General features: G+C 61.9%; 15 protein-coding genes, 1 tRNA gene and 1 pseudogene. 2 read left to right on the plus strand and 15 right to left on the minus strand.

Annotated features, from left to right (window positions below):
• From WC739_RS16830 to rpsL, 4 genes are all read right to left on the minus strand, one after another.
• A partial coding sequence (locus tag WC739_RS16830) for a GTP-binding protein (RefSeq protein WP_372954162.1) occupies window positions 1–253 on the minus strand: 253 nt, incomplete at its 3' end.
• A gap of 65 nt (window positions 254–318) precedes the next feature.
• Window positions 319–2,409 carry an elongation factor G gene (gene fusA / locus WC739_RS16835; protein ID WP_372954163.1) on the minus strand — a complete coding sequence of 697 codons (2,091 nt, stop codon included), beginning with the start codon at window positions 2,407–2,409 and terminating at the stop codon, window positions 319–321.
• Window positions 2,410–2,438: 29 nt separating this feature from the next.
• Window positions 2,439–2,909 carry a 30S ribosomal protein S7 gene (gene rpsG, locus WC739_RS16840; protein ID WP_008875664.1) on the minus strand — a complete coding sequence of 157 codons (471 nt, stop codon included), beginning with the start codon at window positions 2,907–2,909 and terminating at the stop codon, window positions 2,439–2,441.
• Window positions 2,910–2,969: 60 nt separating this feature from the next.
• A complete protein-coding gene (rpsL, locus tag WC739_RS16845; protein WP_006333356.1) occupies window positions 2,970–3,341 on the minus strand; it encodes a 30S ribosomal protein S12 in 372 nt (123 codons plus the stop codon).
• A 497-nt stretch (window positions 3,342–3,838) separates the two neighbouring features.
• Here rpsL and WC739_RS16850 point away from each other — a divergent pair, with 497 nt between their 5' ends.
• Together WC739_RS16850 and WC739_RS16855 are read left to right on the plus strand one after the other, a co-directional pair.
• On the plus strand, window positions 3,839–4,120 hold the full coding sequence (locus tag WC739_RS16850; RefSeq protein ID WP_372954164.1) for a transcriptional regulator: 282 nt from the start codon (window positions 3,839–3,841) through the stop codon (window positions 4,118–4,120).
• A gap of 107 nt (window positions 4,121–4,227) precedes the next feature.
• Complete coding sequence (locus WC739_RS16855) at window positions 4,228–5,154, plus strand: Gfo/Idh/MocA family protein (RefSeq protein WP_372954165.1); 927 nt, start codon at window positions 4,228–4,230, stop codon at window positions 5,152–5,154.
• A gap of 235 nt (window positions 5,155–5,389) precedes the next feature.
• Here the strand turns inward: WC739_RS16855 and WC739_RS16860 are convergent, their stop codons facing one another.
• The 11 genes and pseudogenes from WC739_RS16860 to WC739_RS16910 form a co-directional block, all read right to left on the minus strand.
• Window positions 5,390–6,055, minus strand: coding sequence for an O-methyltransferase (locus WC739_RS16860; RefSeq protein ID WP_372954166.1), 666 nt, complete (start codon window positions 6,053–6,055; stop codon window positions 5,390–5,392).
• Between the two features lie 84 nt (window positions 6,056–6,139).
• Window positions 6,140–10,336: a DNA-directed RNA polymerase subunit beta' gene (gene rpoC / locus WC739_RS16865; protein WP_372954167.1), complete on the minus strand. Its 4,197-nt coding sequence runs from the start codon at window positions 10,334–10,336 to the stop codon at window positions 6,140–6,142.
• 145 nt (window positions 10,337–10,481) lie between these two features.
• A complete protein-coding gene (gene rpoB, locus WC739_RS16870; RefSeq protein ID WP_372954168.1) occupies window positions 10,482–14,618 on the minus strand; it encodes a DNA-directed RNA polymerase subunit beta in 4,137 nt (1,378 codons plus the stop codon).
• A 266-nt stretch (window positions 14,619–14,884) separates the two neighbouring features.
• Entirely contained in the window at window positions 14,885–15,262 is a 378-nt protein-coding gene (gene rplL, locus WC739_RS16875; protein WP_224664212.1) for a 50S ribosomal protein L7/L12, read from the minus strand.
• A gap of 54 nt (window positions 15,263–15,316) precedes the next feature.
• Window positions 15,317–15,835 (minus strand): 50S ribosomal protein L10, encoded by a 519-nt coding sequence (gene rplJ, locus WC739_RS16880; protein WP_095089664.1) that lies wholly within the window; start codon window positions 15,833–15,835, stop codon window positions 15,317–15,319.
• Between the two features lie 397 nt (window positions 15,836–16,232).
• Window positions 16,233–16,931, minus strand: a complete 699-nt coding sequence (gene rplA / locus WC739_RS16885; protein ID WP_372954169.1) for a 50S ribosomal protein L1 — start codon at window positions 16,929–16,931, stop codon at window positions 16,233–16,235.
• 4 nt (window positions 16,932–16,935) lie between these two features.
• Window positions 16,936–17,364, minus strand: coding sequence for a 50S ribosomal protein L11 (rplK, locus tag WC739_RS16890; protein ID WP_372954170.1), 429 nt, complete (start codon window positions 17,362–17,364; stop codon window positions 16,936–16,938).
• Window positions 17,365–17,555: 191 nt separating this feature from the next.
• Entirely contained in the window at window positions 17,556–18,083 is a 528-nt protein-coding gene (gene nusG, locus WC739_RS16895; RefSeq protein ID WP_372954171.1) for a transcription termination/antitermination protein NusG, read from the minus strand.
• Window positions 18,084–18,110: 27 nt separating this feature from the next.
• A complete protein-coding gene (secE, locus tag WC739_RS16900; RefSeq protein WP_372954172.1) occupies window positions 18,111–18,314 on the minus strand; it encodes a preprotein translocase subunit SecE in 204 nt (67 codons plus the stop codon).
• A 367-nt stretch (window positions 18,315–18,681) separates the two neighbouring features.
• A tRNA-Trp gene (locus tag WC739_RS16905) sits at window positions 18,682–18,757 on the minus strand.
• A 78-nt stretch (window positions 18,758–18,835) separates the two neighbouring features.
• A pseudogene (locus WC739_RS16910) lies at window positions 18,836–19,823 on the minus strand (hypothetical protein); the annotation flags it as partial.

The following is a 19,823-nucleotide window of genomic DNA, read 5'->3' on the forward strand; positions in this document are numbered from 1 at the left end:
TCACATAGTCGGCGTGGCCGGGGCAGTCGACGTGGGCATAGTGACGGTTGGCCGTCTCGTATTCGACATGCGCCGTCGAGATCGTGATGCCGCGTGCCTTCTCTTCAGGCGCCGCATCGATCTGGTCATAGCGCTTGTATTCGCCAAAATACTTCGTGATCGCCGCCGTCAGCGACGTCTTGCCATGATCGACGTGGCCAATCGTGCCGATGTTCACATGAGGCTTGTTACGCTCGAATTTACCTTTTGCCATGTGATGTCTCCAATCCTGCTCGCCCGTGCGGGCCTTGAATTAAGTTACTGCTGCAACCGGTCAGGTTACGCGTATTTCTTCTGAACTTCCTGGGCGACCGCGGTCGGCACAGGCTCATAATGGTCGAACTGCATCGTGTAGGCCGCGCGGCCCTGGCTCATCGAGCGCAGATTGTCGACGTACTTGAACATGTTGGCGAGCGGCACCATCGCGTTGATGACGACGGCCACACCGCGCGATTCCTGGCCCTGGATCTGGCCACGACGACCATTCAGATCGCCGATGACGCTGCCGACGTAGTCTTCCGGCGTCACCACCTCGACCTTCATGATCGGCTCGAGCAACTGCACGCCAAGCTTGGGAGCGGCCTCACGGAAGCAGGCGCGGCCGGCGATTTCGAAGGCCAGAACGCTGGAGTCAACGTCGTGGTAGGCGCCGTCGATGAGGGTTGCCTTGACGCCGATCATCGGGAAGCCCGCGAACGGACCCGAGGTCATGACGCTGTTGATGCCCTTTTCGACGCCGGGGATGTATTCCTTCGGCACCGCGCCGCCGACGATCTTGGTGTCGAACTCGAATTCGCTGCTGTCCGGATTCGGCTCGAAGACGATCTTGACGCGAGCGAACTGACCGGTACCGCCAGTCTGCTTCTTGTGCGTGTAATCCTGCTCGTGCCGGCGGGTGATCGTCTCGCGATAGGCCACCTGCGGAGCACCGACATTGGCCTCGACCTTGAACTCGCGACGCATGCGGTCGACGATGATGTCGAGGTGAAGCTCGCCCATGCCCGAAATAATGGTCTGGCCGCTTTCCTCGTCGGTCTTGACGCGGAAGGACGGATCCTCGGCTGCCAGGCGGTGAAGGGCGAGGCCCATCTTTTCCTGGTCGTTCTTGGTCTTCGGCTCGATCGCGATCTGGATGACCGGATCGGGGAATTCCATGCGCTCGAGGATGACCGGGTGCAGCGGATCGCTCAGCGTATCGCCAGTGGTCGTGTCCTTGAGGCCGGCAAGAGCGACGATGTCGCCAGCAAAAGCCTCTTCGACGTCGGCGCGCGAGTTCGCATGCATCTGCAGCATGCGGCCGATGCGCTCCTTCTTGCCCTTGACGGTGTTGTCGACAGAGATGCCCTTGGTCAGCTTGCCGGAGTAGATGCGGGCGAAGGTCAGCGAACCAACGAACGGATCGTTCATGATCTTGAACGCCAGCATCGACAGCGGCTCGTTGTCGTCGGCGTGACGCTCGATCTCGGCATCGGTCTTGGCATCGACGCCCTTGATGGCGGGAACATCGGCCGGCGACGGCAGATATTCGACGACGGCGTCGAGCAGCGGCTGCACGCCCTTGTTCTTGAAGGCCGAGCCGCAGAACATCGGATAGAACTTGACCGCGATGGTGCCCTTGCGGATCAGCGCGCGGATCTCGTCGTTCGAAGGCATCTTGCCTTCGAGGTAATTCTCAAGCGCCGTCTCGTCCATCTCGACGGCGGCCTCGATCATCTTCTCGCGGTATTCCTCGGCACGGGCCTGAAGGTCGGCCGGGATCTCGACGATGTCCCAGGCAGCGCCCAGCGTCTCGTCGCGCCAGACCAGCGCATTCATCTCGACGAGGTCGACGACGCCCTTGAATTCGGTCTCGGCGCCGATCGGCAGCTGCATGACGACGGCATGCGCACCGAGGCGCGAACCGATCATCTCGACCGAGCGGTAAAAGTCGGCGCCGATCTTGTCCATCTTGTTACAGAAGATCATGCGCGGCACGCGGTACTTGTCGGCCTGGCGCCAGACGGTTTCCGTCTGCGGCTCGACACCGGCATTGGCATCGAGCAGCGCGATGGCGCCGTCGAGCACGCGCAGCGAACGTTCGACCTCGATGGTGAAGTCGACGTGTCCGGGGGTGTCGATGATGTTGAAGCGGTACATCTTGCCGCTGCGACCCTTCCAGAAGGTCGTGGTCGCGGCGGACGTGATGGTGATGCCGCGTTCCTGCTCCTGCTCCATCCAATCCATGGTGGCAGCGCCGTCGTGGACTTCGCCGATCTTGTGCGACTTGCCCGTGTAATAGAGGACGCGCTCGGTGGTCGTCGTCTTGCCGGCGTCAATATGCGCCATGATACCGAAATTGCGGTAGTCTTCGATTTTGTATTCGCGGGCCATCGTAGCTGCCTCTCAGTCTCGTTCGCGCTTTACCAGCGGTAGTGCGCGAAAGCGCGGTTGGCTTCAGCCATCTTGTGGGTGTCTTCACGCTTCTTGACGGCGGTGCCGCGGTTGTTGGCCGCGTCCATCAGCTCGCCGGAGAGGCGGTCGACCATGGTGGTCTCGTTGCGGTTGCGGGCGGCGGCGATCAGCCAGCGAATGGCCAAAGCCTGGCGGCGCTCGGGGCGTACGTCGACCGGAACCTGGTAGGTGGCGCCGCCAACGCGGCGCGAACGCACTTCCACATGCGGCGCGACATTGTCGAGCGCCTGATGGAAGACCGTGACCGGCTCCTGCTTGGTCTTCGACTGGACCTGGTCGAGCGCACCGTAGACGATGGTCTCGGCAACCGACTTCTTGCCGTCATACATGACGGCGTTCATGAACTTGGTGACGATCAGATCGCCGAACTTCGGGTCCGGATTGATCTCACGCTTTTCTGCACTGTGACGACGCGACATGGCTTTTGTCTCTCAATCTCGTAGCCCGACGCATTCAAGCAGCGCCAGAGCCGGAAAATCTTACTTAGGACGCTTGGCGCCGTACTTCGAACGGCGCTGCTTGCGGTTCTTCACGCCCTGCGTGTCGAGCACGCCGCGAATGATGTGGTAACGCACGCCCGGAAGATCCTTGACGCGGCCGCCGCGGATCATGACCACGGAGTGTTCCTGAAGGTTGTGGCCTTCGCCGGGGATGTACCCGATCACTTCAAAACCATTGGTCAGGCGGATCTTGGCCACCTTGCGCAGCGCAGAGTTCGGCTTCTTCGGCGTCGTTGTATAGACGCGCGTGCAGACGCCCCGCTTCTGCGGGTTCTGCTGCATGGCCGGGACCTTGTTGCGCTTCACCGGCGCAATGCGCGGCTTGCGGATCAGCTGGTTGACGGTAGGCATTAAACCCTCTTGTCTCTCAATTCCGTGTCTCGCCCTGTCAGGGCCGCTCAAAGCGCCATTTCCATGCGCAAATTCGGGCCACAAACCGCGCCTCGCGGTCTTGCCCGAACAAATGGCAGAGGAAGCGGAAGCCGCTTCGTGCACGCCGGAAATGTCTTTTCGCTCGTAAAACGAACCCTGTTTGAGGCAAACTCCAAAGCGTGTCGCTTCGGAAGGGAGAGCCTCACATCGGTTCTGACTGGCCGGCTTCTACTAGCAAGGCCGCGAAGCGTCAACCCCGGCGCGGCAAATATTGCATTGAAGCCGGGGCTTGGCAGCCATGCGAAAACCGCATGTAATTTTCTTTCGCTATTTTGCAATGGCGCTGAAGAAAGTGCCGAGCTTTTTGGCAAAGTGAATGGCTTGATGCTGTCGCAAGGCCCTGCTTCATGCGAAAAGGCGGCATGAGCAGTCGCAATCCCCTCGCCCGCCCACAATCTGCCAAGAGGAATCGGCCCGTGAACGACAATGAGGAGCGTCCGGTCACCATCGTGACCGGACGGGTGTGGAAGAAGAAAGGCGGCAAGCCGGAGGGCGTTCATGTGATGCTGGTTGCCCCCGACGACGATTCGGCGGTGCGCCGCGTGCTCGAATCGCTTGCCGCGGAAGGTTACGCCGAAGCCGAGCTCGACCAGATCGGCGACATGGACGGCGTGCCCGACGATGAGCCGCATCTGTCCGCCTTCCAAGGCGCACTCGAAGGCGAAGTGTCGATCGTGACCTTCGACGTGCCGATCTGAGGCCAGGCGATACTCCGCCGTCCGAATCGCCGCCCATCGGACCTCGACTTGCCCGGGACCGGCCTTCTGGTAGAAACGCCCATCACCCCTCAACAGACGGAGCGACCGTGTCCCAGCCCATCAACATAGGCATCGTCGGCGTCGGCAAGATCGTGCGCGACCAGCATCTGCCGGCCCTAGCGAAGGATCAGGATTACCGCCTGATCGCTGCCGCCAGCCGGCATGGCAAGGTCGACGGCATCCCGAACTTCCCGACTATCGAAGCGATGCTCGACTCAGTTCCAGAGCTCGAAGCCGTCTCGCTGTGCATGCCGCCGCAATTCCGCTATGACGCCGCGCGCACGGCACTGGAGGCGAAAAAGCACGTCTTCCTGGAGAAGCCGCCGGGCGCCACGGTCAGCGAGGTCGAGGACCTGAAGACATTGGCCGCGAAGAACGGCGTCTCGCTGTTTGCCAGCTGGCACTCGCGCTATGCTCCGGCGGTCGAGGCCGCACGGGCGTTTCTGGAGACCGCCCGCATCCGTTCCGCCGCCGTCATCTGGAAGGAAGATGTGCGTCGCTGGCACCCTAACCAGGAATGGATTTGGGCGCCGGGCGGCTTTGGTGTCTTCGATCCCGGCATCAACGCGCTGTCGATTGTGACCCACATCCTGCCGGCACTGTTCATCACCTCGGCCGTTCTCGACTTCCCCGAAAATCGCGCCTCGCCGGTCGCGGCGCATGTCGTCTTCCGCACCTCGAACGGATTGCCGGTGACGATGGAACTCGACTGGCTGCAGACCGGCCCGCAAAGCTGGGACATCCTGGCCGAGACGGACAAGGGCGCCATGGTGCTTTCCGGCGGCGGCTCGAAGCTCGCCATCGACGGCAAGGTCGTCCATGACGAACCGGAAGCGGAATATCCCCAGCTCTACAGGCGCTTCGCCGAGATCGTGCGTGCCGGCGCCTCGGATGTCGATCTCGCTCCGCTTCAGCATGTGGCCGACGCTTTCATGCTTGGAAAGCGCAACGTGGTCGAGGCGTTTTTCGATTGAGTCTTGTACGCTCGGAGATTGCCGACCTGGCTTGAATGCGGACTCGTGCCAGGTCGACCCCCACTCCGTCTCGGCTACGCCGAGCCACCTCTCCCCCGATCGACGGGGTAGAGGAAAGGCGCCAAGCTTTTTGCCGTCAACGCTCCGTCAAGCAATGCTCCCTTCCTTTCCCTCCGGAGGAAAAGCCGATGACAAGTGAGCACGACCTGGGTCGTCCGATAATCACGATGTGCTGTTACTCGACGATGGCAATCGCAAAGCCATCATAACCTTTCGCACCGACCATCTGGATAGCCGTGCCGTCTAGCCGCTTGTCGCCGCCGATGAACGAGAACGCAGCGCGTGCGCCTTCCACATTGGCGTCATGGCCATCCTCATCGAGCACCGCACCTTCACGGATGACGTTGTCGCAGACGATGACTGTCCCCGGCCGGGACAGCCGCATGGCCCAGGCCAGGTAGTTCGGATTGTTCGGCTTGTCGGCGTCGATGAAAATGAGATCGAACGGCGCGGCATTCTCGGCACCGAGAGCCGATAGTGACTGAAGCGCAGGCCCGACCCGCAGTTCCACGCGCTCGGAAACGCCCGACCTCTCGAAATTCGAACGCGCGACGCTTGCATGATGCGGATCGAGTTCAAGCGTCACGATCTTGCCGTCGGCAGGCAATGCCCGCGCCATCCATATCGTCGAATATCCGCCCAGCGTACCGACTTCGAGGACCCGCTTCGCGCCCCGGATGCGCACAAGCAGCGAGAGCAGTTTGCCTTGCGCTGGCGAAACGTCGATGGCCGGCAATCCCTGATCGTGATTGGCAGCCATGACGGCTTCGAGGACAGGATCCGCGTCAAACAGGGCGTCGACGATATAGTCGTCGACGGCAGCCCATGTCGTCTTGTTCATCGATTTCTCCTCGGTCCATTTGAGGGGCCAAAACGCGAAAAGGGGCCGCTTGGGCCCCTTTCCAACTTCTTGTGCCCGCCGCGTTTACTCCGCGGGGGTGGTCATATTGGCCAGCATCGGCTCGGCGACTTCCACACCGGAGGCCTTGCGGCGCTCGTCGATGATCAGTTCGTCGCGCGAGGTCGCGATGCGCCGGATCTGGCTCATCGTGCCGCCCGTACCGGCCGGGATCAACCGGCCGACGATGACGTTCTCCTTCAGGCCCTGCAGCATGTCGGTCTTGCCGGCAACCGCGGCTTCGGTCAGCACCCTGGTCGTCTCCTGGAAGGAGGCGGCCGAGATGAAGGACGGCGTCTGCAGCGATGCCTTGGTGATGCCGAGCAGCACCGGCAGGCCTTCGGCCGGCTTCTTGCCGTCCTCGACCAGGCGATCGTTGACCTCTTCCAGTTCGATCACGTCGACATGATCGCCCGGAATGTAGGTCGAGTCGCCCTGCACCGTGATCTCGACCTTCTGCAGCATCTGGCGAACGATCACCTCGATGTGCTTGTCGTTGATCGACACGCCCTGCAGACGATAGACTTCCTGGATTTCGTTGACGAGGTAGGAAGCAAGTGCCTCCACGCCCTTGATCGCCAGGATGTCGTGCGGCGCCGGATTGCCGTCGAGGATGTAGTCGCCCTTCTCGATGACGTCGCCGTCCTGGAGATGGAACGGCTTGCCCTTCGGGATCAGGTATTCGACCGGCTCAAGCGTCGAGTCATGCGGCTCGATGATGATGCGACGCTTGTTCTTGTAATCGCGGCCGAAGCGGATCGTGCCATCGATCTCGGCGATGATGGCGTGATCCTTCGGACGGCGTGCCTCGAACAGTTCGGCCACACGCGGCAGACCGCCGGTGATGTCCTTGGTCTTGGCGCTTTCCATCGGGATACGCGCCAGCACGTCGCCGGGACGGACCTGCGAACCGGGCTCGACCGACAAAATGGCCTCGACCGAGAGCAGGAAGCGGGCATCGCCACCCTTCGACAGTTTGCCGACCTTGCCCTTGGCGTCCTGGATCGCGATCGCCGGCTTCAGGTCGTTGCCGCGCGGCGTCGAGCGCCAGTCGATGACCTCACGCTTGGTGATGCCGGTCGACTCGTCGGCGGTTTCCTGCACGGAGATGCCGTCGACCAGATCCTCGTACGACACCCTGCCCTCGATTTCAGTGAGGACCGGGCGGGTATAAGGATCCCACTCGGCGATACGCTGGCCGCGCTTCACCTTGTCACCATCGTCCACGAAGATGCGCGAACCATAGGTCAGGCGGTGCGAGGCACGCTCCTTGCCGGCTTCGTCGAGGATCAGAACCGCCATGTTGCGGCCCATGACCATCTGCTGGCCGTCGGAGTTGCGCACCACGTTGCGGTTGCGGATCTCGACCTTGCCCTCATAGGAGGCTTCAAGGAACGAGGAGTCGACGACCTGCGCCGTACCGCCCATGTGGAAGGTACGCATGGTGAGCTGGGTGCCCGGTTCGCCGATCGACTGCGCCGCGATGACGCCGACGGCTTCACCCTGGTTGACCGGGGTGCCGCGGGCCAGATCGCGTCCGTAGCAGACCGCGCAGACGCCAATCCTGACTTCGCATGTCAGTGCCGAGCGAATGCGGACCGACTGGACGCCGGCCTTTTCGATCTGTTCCACGTCACGCTCGTCCATCAGCGTTCCGGCCTTGACCAAGACATCGCCCGTCACCGGATGGGTGATGTCGTCGAGCGAGGTACGGCCCAGCACGCGCTGGCCGACCGAAGCGACGACCTGACCGGCATCGACGATCGGCTGCATGGTGAGGCCCTTGTCGGTGCCGCAGTCGACGGAGTTGACAATGCAGTCCTGCGCCACGTCGACCAGACGACGGGTGAGGTAACCCGAGTTCGCCGTCTTCAAGGCGGTGTCGGCCAGACCCTTGCGGGCGCCGTGGGTCGAGTTGAAGTACTCGAGCACGGTAAGGCCTTCCTTGAAGTTCGAGATGATCGGCGTCTCGATGATTTCACCCGACGGCTTGGCCATCAGGCCGCGCATGCCGGCGAGCTGGCGCATCTGGGTGGGCGAGCCACGCGCACCGGAGTGCGACATCATGTAGATCGAGTTCATCGGCTTCTGACGGCCATTGTCCTCGAACTCGACCGCCTTGATGCGGGCCATCATTTCGTCGGCAACCTTTTCCGAGCACTTGGCCCAGGCGTCGACGACCTTGTTGTACTTCTCGCCCTGCGTGATCAGGCCGTCATTGTACTGCTGCTCGTATTCCTTGGCCAAGGCCTCGGTGTCGGACACCAGCTTGATCTTGGCGTCCGGGATCAGCATGTCGTCCTTGCCGAACGAAATGCCGGCGCGGCAGGCGTGGCTGAAGCCGAGAGCCATGATGCGATCGCAGAAAATGACCGTCTCCTTCTGACCGCAGTGGCGGTAGACGGTGTCGATCATCTTGGAGATGTTCTTCTTGGTCATCTCCTGGTTGGCGGTCTCGTAGGGCACATTGACGTTCTTGGGCAGAAGCTCGCCGATGATCATGCGGCCAGGCGTGGTGTCATGGATCTTCGACACGACCTTGCCTTCGGCATCGACCGTGCGGAAACGACCGCGGATCTTGGAGTGCAGCGTCACCGCCTTGGTCTCGAGCGCGTGCTGGAGTTCGCCCATGTCGGCAAACACCATGCCCTCGCCCGGCTCGTTCTGGTTGACGATCGAGAGATAGTAGAGACCGAGAACCATGTCCTGCGACGGCACGATGATCGGCGCGCCGGAAGCCGGGTGCAGGATGTTGTTGGTCGACATCATCAGCACGCGGGCTTCAAGCTGCGCTTCCAGCGACAGAGGCACGTGGACAGCCATCTGATCGCCGTCGAAGTCGGCGTTGAAGGCGGTGCAAACCAGCGGGTGCAGCTGGATCGCCTTGCCTTCGATCAGGATCGGCTCGAACGCCTGGATGCCGAGGCGGTGCAGCGTCGGCGCGCGGTTCAACAGCACCGGATGCTCGCGGATGACCTCGTCGAGGATATCCCAGACCTCCGGACGCTCCTTCTCGACCAGCTTCTTGGCCTGCTTGACGGTCGAGGAGTAACCCTTGGCGTCAAGACGGGCATAGATGAAGGGCTTGAACAGCTCGAGCGCCATCTTCTTCGGCAGGCCGCACTGGTGCAGCTTGAGCTCCGGACCGGTGACGATGACCGAGCGGCCGGAATAGTCGACGCGCTTGCCGAGCAGGTTCTGGCGGAACCGGCCCTGCTTGCCCTTGAGCATGTCGGACAGCGACTTCAGCGGACGCTTGTTGGCACCCGTGATGACGCGGCCGCGACGGCCATTGTCGAACAGCGCATCGACGGCTTCCTGCAGCATGCGCTTTTCATTGCGCACGATGATGCCGGGAGCGCGCAGTTCGATCAGCCGCTTCAGACGGTTGTTGCGGTTGATGACGCGGCGATAGAGGTCGTTCAGATCTGACGTGGCAAAGCGGCCGCCGTCCAGCGGGACGAGCGGGCGCAGGTCCGGCGGGATCACCGGGACGACCTTCATGATCATCCATTCCGGACGATTGCCCGATTCCATGAAGTTCTCGACGACCTTGAGCCGCTTCAGATACTTCTTCTGCTTGAGCTCGGACGTGGTCGATGCCAGCTCCGTGCGCAGATCGCCGGCGATCTTTTCCAGATCCATTCCGGCCAGCAGGTCATGGATCGCCTCGGCGCCGATCATGGCGGTGAAACTATCCTCGCCATACTCGTCGACGGCGATCATGTACTCCTCCTCGCTCAGGAGCTGGTGCTCCTTCAGCGCGGTGAGGCCAGGCTCGGTGACGATGTAGTTCTCGAAGTACAGAACCCGCTCGATGTCCTTGAGGGTCATGTCGAGCAGCGTGCCGATGCGCGACGGCAGCGACTTCAGGAACCAGATATGGGCGACCGGCGCTGCGAGCTCGATATGGCCCATGCGCTCGCGGCGAACGCGCGACAGCGTGACTTCGACGCCGCACTTCTCGCAGATAACGCCCTTGTACTTCATGCGCTTGTACTTGCCGCACAGGCACTCATAGTCCTTGATCGGGCCAAAAATGCGCGCGCAGAACAGACCGTCACGCTCCGGCTTGAAGGTGCGGTAGTTGATGGTCTCCGGCTTCTTGATCTCGCCGAAAGACCAGGACAGAATCTTCTCAGGGCTGGCAAGCGATATCCGGATGGAATCGAACACCTGCGCAGGCGCCTGCGGATTGAAGAGATTCATGACCTCTTGGTTCATGCCGTTCTCCTTATCGGGGTCCTCGAAAACCCCTTGCATCTAGTCGCGGGCCAAACGCCCGCCGTCTTGTGTCGGCCACCGGCCGAAGAATTTGGTGCATCCGGTCGCGATTTCCCGCGACCGGACGTCTTGATTGTTCGGCGCCCTACTCGGCCGCGTCCGGCAACCGGACCGGGTTGTCATCAAGCTTGGTGTTCTCCAGCTCGACATTGAGACCCAGCGACCGCATTTCCTTGACGAGCACGTTGAAGCTCTCCGGGATGCCTGCCTCGAACGTGTCGTCGCCTCTGACGATCGCCTCGTAGACCTTGGTGCGGCCGGCAACGTCGTCCGACTTCACCGTCAGCATTTCCTGCAGCGTGTAGGCGGCGCCATAGGCCTCCAGGGCCCAGACCTCCATTTCGCCGAAGCGCTGGCCACCGAACTGCGCCTTGCCGCCCAGCGGCTGCTGGGTAACGAGCGAGTACGGACCGATCGAACGCGCGTGGATCTTGTCGTCCACGAGGTGGTGAAGCTTGAGCATATATATGTAGCCCATCGTCACCTTGCGATCGAACGGCTCGCCGGTGCGTCCGTCATAGAGCTGCGACTGACCGCTGGTGTGCAGGCCCGCCTGCTCCAGCATGATGTTGATGTCAGCCTCGTGCGCGCCGTCGAACACCGGCGTCGCGATAGAGACGCCGCGGCGCATCTGTTCGCTGAGGCGAACGATGCTCTCGTCGTCATAGTCGCGGACCGGCTCGTTGCGGTCGTTGGCCGGAATGAAGCTCTCCAGCGTCTTGCGCAGCGGCTTGATGTCGCCAGCGGCCTTATAGGTGTCGATCAGCTCGCCGATCTTCTTGCCCATTCCGGCGCAGGCCCAGCCCAGATGCGTTTCCAGGATCTGGCCGACATTCATGCGGCTCGGCACACCCAGCGGGTTGAGCACGATATCGGCATGCGTGCCGTCCTCGAGGAATGGCATGTCCTCGACCGGAACGATCCGCGACACGACACCCTTGTTGCCGTGACGGCCGGCCATCTTGTCGCCCGGCTGCATCTTGCGCTTCACGGCCACGAAGACCTTGACCATCTTCATGACGCCCGGAGGCATTTCGTCGCCGCGCTGCACCTTTTCGACCTTGTCCATGAAGCGCTGTTCAAGCGCCTTCTTGGAGTCGTCGTACTGGCCTCGCAGAGCTTCCAGTTCGCTCTGGAGCTTTTCGTTCTCCACGGCAAACTGCCACCACTGCGAACGCGGATACTCGTCGAGCGTATCCTTGGACAGCGTCGAGCCCTTCTTGAAGCCCTTCGGTCCGGCGATCGCTTCCTTGCCGACGAGCACGTCGGAAAGACGCGCGTAGACGTTGCGGTCCAGGATGGCCTGCTCGTCGTCACGGTCCTTGGCGAGGCGTTCGATCTCCTCGCGCTCGATCGCCATGGCGCGCTCGTCCTTCTCCACACCGTGGCGATTGAACACGCGCACCTCGACGACGGTGCCGAATGTGCCCGGAGGCATGCGCATCGAGGTATCGCGCACGTCGGAAGCCTTTTCGCCGAAGATGGCGCGCAGAAGCTTCTCTTCCGGCGTCATCGGGCTTTCGCCCTTCGGCGTGATCTTGCCGACCAGGATGTCGCCCGGCTGCACTTCCGCGCCGATATAGACGATGCCGGCTTCGTCGAGGTTCTTCAGCGCTTCTTCCGAAACGTTCGGGATATCGCGCGTGATTTCCTCCGGTCCGAGCTTGGTGTCGCGGGCCATGACCTCGAACTCCTCGATGTGGATCGAGGTGAAGACGTCGTCGGCGACGATGCGCTCGGAGAGGAGGATCGAGTCCTCGTAGTTGTAGCCATTCCACGGCATGAACGCGACCAGCACGTTGCGGCCGAGCGCCAGATCGCCGAGCTCCGTCGACGGACCGTCGGCAATGATGTCACCCTTGTTGACCCGGTCGCCCATGCGCACCAGCGGACGCTGGTTGATGCAGGTGTTCTGGTTCGAACGCTGGAACTTCATCAACCGGTAGATGTCGACGCCGGACTTGCCCGGATCGAGATCCTCGGTGGCGCGAATGACGATACGCGTCGCGTCCACCTGGTCGACGATGCCGCCGCGGCGGGCGCCGATGGCGGCGCCCGAGTCACGGGCAACGATCGGCTCCATGCCGGTGCCGACGAACGGCGCTTCGGCGCGCACCAGCGGCACGGCCTGACGCTGCATGTTCGAGCCCATCAGCGCGCGGTTGGCGTCGTCGTTCTCGAGGAACGGGATCAGGGCCGCGGCCACCGACACCATCTGCTTGGGCGACACGTCCATCAGATCGACGTTTTCGCGCGGCGCCATCATCACTTCGCCGGCACTGCGGCAAATGACGAATTCGTCGACGAAACCACCGTTCTTGTCGAGCTCGGCATTGGCCTGCGCGACATGGTGCTTGGCCTCTTCCATCGCCGAGAGATAGACGACGTCATTGGTCAGCTTGCCATCGACGATCTTGCGGTACGGGCTTTCGATGAAGCCGTACTTGTTGACGCGCGCGAAGGTCGCCAGCGAGTTGATCAGGCCGATATTCGGGCCTTCCGGCGTCTCGATCGGGCAGATGCGGCCGTAATGCGTCGGATGCACGTCGCGCACCTCGAAGCCGGCGCGCTCGCGGGTCAGACCGCCCGGTCCAAGCGCCGAAAGGCGACGCTTGTGGGTGATTTCCGACAGCGGGTTGGTCTGGTCCATGAACTGCGACAGCTGCGAGGAGCCGAAGAACTCGCGCACGGCAGCAGCCGCCGGCTTGGCGTTGATCAGGTCCTGCGGCATCACCGTGTCGATCTCGATCGAGGACATACGCTCCTTGATCGCGCGCTCCATGCGAAGCAGGCCGACGCGGTACTGGTTTTCCATCAGCTCACCGACGGAACGCACGCGGCGGTTGCCGAGATTGTCGATGTCGTCGATCTCGCCCTTGCCGTCGCGCAGTTCGACCAGCGTCTTGACCACGGCCAGGATGTCGTCCTTGCGCAGCACGCGCACGGTGTCCTCGGCCTTGAGTTCGAGACGCATGTTCATCTTGACGCGGCCGACAGCCGACAGATCGTAGCGCTCGCTGTCGAAGAACAGCGAGTTGAACATGGCTTCGGCGGTCTCGAGCGTCGGCGGCTCGCCTGGGCGCATGACACGATAGATGTCGAACAGCGCGTCCTGGCGGCTCTCGTTCTTGTCGACGTTGAGCGTGTTGCGGATATAGGCGCCGACATTGACGTGGTCGATGTCGAGAACCTTGATCTCGTTCTCGCCCGTACCGAGCAACACCTTCAGCGTCTTTTCGTCGATCTCGTCGCCGGCTTCGAGGAAGATCTCGCCGGTGGCGTAGTTGACGATGTCCTCGGCCAGATAGTTGCCAAGCAGATCCTCGTCGGTCGCCTTGATCGCCTTCAGACCCTTTTCACCAAGCGCACGCGCCTGACGGGCGGTGATCTTCTTGCCGGCTTCGACAACGATCTCGCCCGTATCGGCATCGACAAGGTCGCCGACGGCCTTGAGACCGCGGAAACGCTCGACGTTGAACGGAATGCGCCAATGATCACCGGCGCGCTTGTAGGTGATCTTGTTGTAGAAGGTCGACAGGATCTCTTCCGCGTCCATGCCGAGCGCCATCAGCAGCGAGGTCACCGGAATCTTGCGGCGGCGGTCGATGCGGGCGTGCACGACGTCCTTGGAATCGAACTCGATATCGAGCCACGAGCCGCGATACGGGATGACGCGCGCGGCAAACAGCAGCTTGCCCGACGAGTGGGACTTGCCCTTGTCGTGATCGAAGAAGACGCCCGGCGAGCGGTGCATCTGCGAAACGATGACGCGCTCGGTGCCGTTGACGATGAAGGTGCCGTTCAACGTCATGAGCGGCATGTCGCCCATGTAGACGTCCTGCTCCTTGATGTCCTTGATCGACTTCGCTCCGGTATCCTCGTCGATATCGAACACGATCAGGCGCAGCGTCACCTTCAGGGGCGCCGCATAGGTGAGGTCGCGCTGACGGCATTCGTCAACGTCGAATTTCGGTCCTTCGAACTCGTACTTCACGAACTCCAGCATGGAGGAGCCGGAAAAGTCCTGGATCGGGAAAACCGACTTGAAAACTGCTTGCAGTCCCTCGTCCGGGCGCCCACCCTTGGGCTCCGCCACCATCAGGAACTGGTCATAGGATGCCTTCTGAACCTCGATCAGGTTCGGCATCTCCGCAACTTCCGGGATCTTTCCGAAGAACTTGCGTACGCGTCTGCGGCCATTGAAAGTCTGTGTCTGGGCCATCGTCGCTCCTTAGCTCAAAACTCGGGACGAGCCTCGCCGCGGCTCGTCTTGCATGCCGAGCCACCTTGGCGGCGGCCCTTTGTCTGTTCTCCGGCAGCCCTACCCAATTGCTTGGCGGCGCCGGCTAAAACGGGAGAAAACCCGTTTCCTGAGGGCCGGTTTCGCGGCCCTCAGGAAAGAGGTTCTCATACATCTCGCGCTACGCGTCCTCCCTTCAACGCGAAGGGAGTGGCGGACGGCGCGAGGCCGTCCGCCGCTTTCTACGCTTACTTCAGTTCGACCTTGGCGCCGGCTGCTTCCAGCTGGGCCTTGAACTTGTCAGCGTCGGCCTTGGAAACGCCTTCCTTGACCGGCTTCGGAGCCGCTTCGACCAGATCCTTGGCTTCCTTGAGGCCAAGACCGGTGATGGCGCGGACTTCCTTGATGACGTTGATCTTCTGAGCGCCCGCTTCGGTGAGGACGACGTCGAATTCCGTCTTTTCCTCGGCCGGAGCAGCCGCGGCAGCACCACCGCCAGCAGCGGCGACAGCGACCGGAGCAGCGGCGGAAACGCCCCACTTTTCTTCCAGAAGCTTCGACAGCTCGGCCGCCTCGAGGACGGTCAGCTTCGAAAGGTCGTCTACGATCTTTGCCAGATCAGCCATTGTTATGTTCCTTCATAAGGTTCGAACGTGTGTTTGTGATAGCGAGGAACGGCCTCATGCCGCCTCGTCCTTCCGGGCGTAAGCGCCGATGACGCGCGCGACCGAAGCCGCTGGCGCATTGACGATCTGGGCGATCCGGGTTGCCGGCGTGGCGATCATGCCAACCAGCCTGGCGCGCAGCTCGTCGAGCGACGGAAGTGTGGCGAGTGCCTTCACACCGTCGGCGTTGAGCGAGGTCGTGCCCATCGCGCCGCCGAGAATGACAAGCTTGTCATTTCCCTTGGCGAAATCGGAAGCGACCTTCGGCGCCGCAATCGGATCCTCCGAATAAGCGATCAGCGTCTGTCCCTTGAACAGGTCGATGATCGATGCGGAGTCCGTGCCCTGAAGAGCGATTTTGGCGAGACGGTTCTTCGCGACTTTGACGGTGCCACCGGCGGCGCGCATTTTCGACCGAAGGTCGTTCATTTGCGCGACGGTGATACCGGCGTAGTGGGCCACGACCACTGAACCTGCGTTCGAGAACGCACCATTCAGGCCCGTGACGAGTTCGCGTTTTTCCGCTCTGTCCACTGCCTATCTCCAGTTGACCCCCATCCTGCTAGCGGGAACATTCCCATTCACGAGGACAGGCGTCGGGTTGCCTTTTGTCGGCCGGGCCATCCAGTAACGGATCTCCCGAACGACGCTCGAGGATCCTGCCCCCTTTCGCCACACCTACGGCCAAGCCGGAGATGCGCAGACAAAAGGCAAACACGGTTCGAACCTTTCATTGGAGCAGTCGCTCCGTTGTCCGGTCTTCACCCGTCTCATGCAGGCCCACATGAATTAAGGCTGTTGGGCCGCCTGCAATCTCGGACAGGATGTCCGGAAGCCTTTCGACTTCCGGTACCGGGCCGCCAACCTGAATCGGAGGCCCGGAATTCTTTGATGGATCAGCCCTTCAACAGCCGATCCGAACTAAAACCTATCAGGACGCCGCGAGCGTCGAGACATCGAGCTTGAGGCCCGGGCCCATCGTCGAGGTGACAGACACCTTCTTGACGTAGTTGCCCTTGGCGCCGGCAGGCTTTGCCTTCGTCACCGCATCGGCGAAGGCGCGGATGTTCTCTTCCAATGCCTTGACATCGAACGAGACCTTGCCGACGCCGGCATGAACGATGCCGGCCTTCTCGACGCGGAACTCGACCGCGCCACCCTTGGATGCCTTGACGGCTGCCGCGACATCGGTGGTAACGGTGCCGACCTTCGGGTTCGGCATCATGCCACGCGGGCCGAGCACCTTGCCGAGGCGGCCGACGAGCGGCATCATGTCCGGCGTGGCGATGCAGCGATCGAAATCGATCGTGCCCTTCTGGACGATGTCGACCAGATCCTCGGCGCCAACGATGTCGGCGCCAGCGGCGCGTGCTTCATCAGCCTTGTCGCCGCGGGCGAACACGGCGACGCGCACGGAGCGGCCGGTGCCGTTCGGCAGATTGACCACGCCGCGGACCATCTGGTCGGCATGGCGAGGATCAACGCCAAGGTTCATGGCGACTTCGATGGTCTCGTCGAACTTGACCGAGGACCTGTGCTTGAGCAGCTGCAGCGCATCGCCCAGGGCATAAGCCTTGTTGGGATCAACGCCTTCGCGGGTCTTCGATACACGCTTTGCAATCTTTGCCATGATCTCAGCCCACCACTTCCAGACCCATCGAGCGGGCGGAGCCCTCGACCATGCGCATGGCCGCCTCGACGTCGTTCGCGTTCAGATCCTTCATCTTGGCGGTTGCGATCTCGCGGACCTTTTCGCGCGAAACCGTACCGGCCTTGATCTTGCCGGGCTCCTTCGAACCAGACGTCAGGTTCGCCGCCTTCTTCAGGAAATAGCTCACCGGCGCCGTCTTCATGGCGAAGGTGAAGGACTTGTCCTGGTAATAGGTGATGACGACCGGAACCGGCGATCCCTTTTCCATTTCCTGGGTCTGCGCGTTGAACGCCTTGCAGAACTCCATGATGTTGATGCCACGCTGACCAAGCGCCGGGCCGATCGGGGGAGACGGCGTTGCCGATCCCGCTTTCACCTGAAGCTTGAGCTGGCCTGCGATTTTCTTAGCCATCTCTTTCCTGCTTTCTTCTCATGCCGGCCCTACTAACTGGGAAAACCCGGCGGTTGCAGTCTGGTGGTGCGGGTCACGCGGCCGGCTAAAGCCGCCTTCGCCTCCCACCGTTCTCAAGACCGCGCAATTCCTCGCGCCGCCTCCCCTGATCGCCGAACCGGCGTCGCCGGCCCTGCATCAGGGATTTCGGATCAGCCCTTCTCGACCTGACCAAATTCCAGATCGACCGGCACGGCGCGCCCGAAGATCGACACTTCCACCTTGAGCCGCGCCCGCTCCTCGTCCACTTCCTGGACGAAGCCGTTGAACGAGGCGAAGGGGCCATCCGACACACGGATCGCCTCACCGATCTCGAACGTGACCGAGGGCTTCGGCCGCTCGACGCCTTCCTGCACCTGGTTGAGGATGCGCTGGGCTTCGACTTCGGTGATCGGCACCGGCTTCGAGTCGCCCAGGAACCCGGTGACCTTCGGCGTGTTCTTCACAAGCGAGAACACGGCATCGGTCAGGTTGGCCTTCAGCAGCACATAGCCTGGAAAGAACTTGCGCTCGGCATCGACCTTGCGGCCGCGACGAACCTCGACGACCTTCTCGGTCGGCACCACGATCTGCTCGATATCCGCCGACAGGCCCTTCTGCTTGGCCTTGTTGACGATGTCCTCGGCGACCTTCTTTTCAAAGTTCGAATAGGCGTGGACGATGTACCAGCGCGCGGTCATTTCAAGACTTCTCCGTAATCGCCGGACTTAGCGTCCGATGCCCAGAATCTGTTCGACCGCAAGGCCCATGAGCTGATCGGCGGTGAAGAAAAAGATCATCGCAATCACAGCGAAGGCCAGGACCATCACCGTCGAGATCATCGTTTCGCGGCGCGACGGCCAGGTGACCTTGGCGGTCTCCGTGCGAACCTGCTGGAGAAAGACGAAAGGATTTGTGGTTTTCGAAGCCATATGCCGCTCTGTCTTCAAGACCCGTTGGCCGGGTCTCCTGGATGATCCCGCTGGCCGGGACGTGCCGCCTGAGCTCACGTTCGCACCGAATCGGCGCGATCATTTCGCCCATGCAAATCAGACGCGTAAAGCCGGCTTCCCAGCTCCACGCGTCGCGTGTCTGTTTCGTCTACATAAAACCGATTCTTGATCCACGCAAGTGGCAAGTGTCCGCTTTATGACCAAACGCCGCCTCGGAACCATCCAGTCGTCCCGTCCCGGCTATCGCGCCCTTATGCCCCAACCGCCCTAATATGGCAAGCGGCTTGCCGGTTTTCAAAGGGCGGGTTGCAAAAGGGGTGTTTATTCAACTCGCCATTCCGAGAAATGGCACGGGCAGCAGGGCTCGAACCTACGACCTGCGGTTTTGGAGACCGCCGCTCTACCAACTGAGCTATGCCCGTATCGTGCGCATGACGGCGCAGCAGGCGCTTCCTAAAAGCTTCCGCGCGCCCTGTAAAGGGTGGTTTGCGTGCAAACACCTACAAGTTCGCCGGAGCCTCGGCCCGCGTATTGGATGATGGCATTACACGACAGTTCCCAGGTCTCGGTGTCGCGTCGCAGATCGTCGCGCCAGTCAGCGCGTCCACCGATTGCCGTGCCGTTGTCAGTCCCGCCTTCAGCATCAAGTCAGGATCGAGTTGACGCTCGTCCGAGCGTTGTGCGACCACCCTGTACAACTCGGGACCAATCGCCATCTCCTCGAGGTAGGCCTTGACCACCTTTTTCTGGCCCATGAGATAAAGGCTAAGCTGCGCCTGTGGGCCGACGAGGCGTCTGACGCCGCCGGCAAGCATGAGGGCGCAGGCCGAATCGCACTCGACCCCCACGTCGGTGGTCAGCCCTGCATAGGCGCCATCTTCAGCCAGGCAATTCCATTCGGCCGGGTCGCAGCCAACAAAATCGGTGCGGGCAACGGCGGTATCGAGCTTCCTTTCATGGATAAGTCGTCCCGTTGCGAGGGCGCTGATCAGGTCGCCTCCCCGCGAGTTGATCACCACAGGCAGCCGCCGGTCACCAAGCGTGGCGAGCAGCTGGCTCAGCTTCGGCGGGGTCTGGGGCGTAATCGCGCCTTCTGCAGAGATCCATTCCGGACAATCAGGATTGCAGAGCGGGTTGCTGCCGCGCACCACGATAAAGCGCATGTCCCCATTCCGCGGCACACTCTCGAGTTCCGCCGGTGGCGGAGTGGGCTTGGCTTCCGCGGTCTGGCCAGTATCCGGCTTATTCCCAGGTACCTCACGGCAGTTCGCGGCCGATCGATCCGGCCCGCACGGGCTGGCGGAGGTCAACAGGTCCGCAGTGTCCGGGCCGGTCACCAATTTCATCGCCAGCATGTCGTCGAGGCTGATCTGGTGGATCTCGCTGGCGGGCGTGCTCTTCATCGCCTCGAGTACACCTTGGTCGACGCCCATCTCCTTGAGATAGGCCGCCAGCCTTTTGGCTACCGCCTTGCTCATCTCGTAGGTC

This window comes from Mesorhizobium sp. (assembly GCF_041661565.1).
GTDB lineage: Bacteria > Pseudomonadota > Alphaproteobacteria > Rhizobiales > Rhizobiaceae > Mesorhizobium.